The 1,217-nt window shown below is 66.4% G+C and carries 1 protein-coding gene; it reads right to left on the minus strand.

Annotated features, from left to right (window positions below):
* Positions 1 to 19: 19 nt before the first annotated feature.
* On the minus strand, positions 20 to 1,114 hold the full coding sequence (locus OU682_RS24025; protein WP_268944688.1) for an ISAs1 family transposase: 1,095 nt from the start codon (positions 1,112 to 1,114) through the stop codon (positions 20 to 22).
* Positions 1,115 to 1,217: the final 103 nt, after the last annotated feature.

Consider the following 1,217-nt stretch of genomic DNA (forward strand, 5'->3'; position numbering starts at 1 on the left):
CAGGGCAATCGCATTTGGCTCATGTCGCTAAGTTGTTGAGAACGCTGCGGAGGAAGTCGTCGTCCCAGCCGGCTCGCTTGAGCTTGATGGAGAGGGAGCCGTTCGAGGTGTCGCTGCGCATGACGTCGAGGGCACGGCGGCGCAGGACGGCGATGTTGCCGGGGCTGTTATCCTTGCGGTTGCGCGCGGCGTCCTCGCGGAAAGAGACGTCAAGCTGCCAGTGCAAGGCGTTCTCGATGGCCCAGTGGGCGCGCACGGTGGCCAGCAGGACGTCCGGCGTCGGCATCCACGACAGCGCGAAGTATCGTGTCTCCGAGCTTGTGCCCGCGGCCGTTTCTCGCGTCGCCTCGACCCGACCGAAGGCCTTGAGAGCGGGGAAATCATGATGCTCTGCCAGCTCCTTGGCCCCGACCACGACTGCCGTTCGGACCTCCGTCCGACCGTGACCGGCATCTTTGGTGACGGCGGTGGCGTGGCCGTCCTTCACCCTGCCGAAACAGGCCCGTGCATCAGACAGGAGCGAGTCCTGGTTGGCCTTGAGCGCCAGGCACCAGTCGCCGCCGCCGGCGTTGATCGCCGCAACCGTGCGGCGATTGCAGTGGAGCGCATCCGCCGTCACCACCTTGCCCTTGAGCGCGATCAGCCCGAGCGCCTCGATCGCGGCTTCCAGTTCCGTGCCCCGATCGGCCGGCACGCTGGTCAGGGTCAGGCGCAGCCGCGCCGCGTAGGCCGAGACCATCATCCGCGTCCGCGCGCTCTCGCCCGCGTGCCGGGCGCCACGCAGAGCCTTGCCGTCGATGGCGATCACATCGCCCTCGCGCAAGAGCGCCGCAACATCGGCCAGCACCCGGCCAAAGGCGGCGTCGAGCGCCTTTGGATCGATCATCCGGAAAACGGCCGAGAAGGTGTCGTGCGACGGAACCGCATGCCTGAGCTTTAGGAAGTCTCTGAAAACGCGTTCCTTCGCACGACCGAAGGCGGCCATTTCGGCACAGGATGACGCACCGCACAGCACCGACACGAAGGCGATGACGAGCAACTCGCCAAGGTCATGCCGGGTGTTCCCGGCGCGGGGATCGGGAACATCTTCGAAGGCGGTCAGGAACAGATGCATGGCGGCGGGAGGCTCCGAGGGATGGGTCCACTCCCAGAATCCATCAAGCCCTCAGCCGCAAGGGGCGCCGCTCAGACCGCCAAGTTCATATGCGATTCCCCTG

The organism is Paracoccus benzoatiresistens (assembly GCF_026913015.1).
Lineage (GTDB): Bacteria > Pseudomonadota > Alphaproteobacteria > Rhodobacterales > Rhodobacteraceae > Paracoccus > Paracoccus benzoatiresistens.

Excerpts from the sequence above, each read along its gene's own strand:
- OU682_RS24025 (WP_268944688.1), bottom strand. The coding sequence starts at position 1,114 with ATGCATCTGTTCCTGACCGCCTTCGAAGATGTTCCCGATCCCCGCGCC.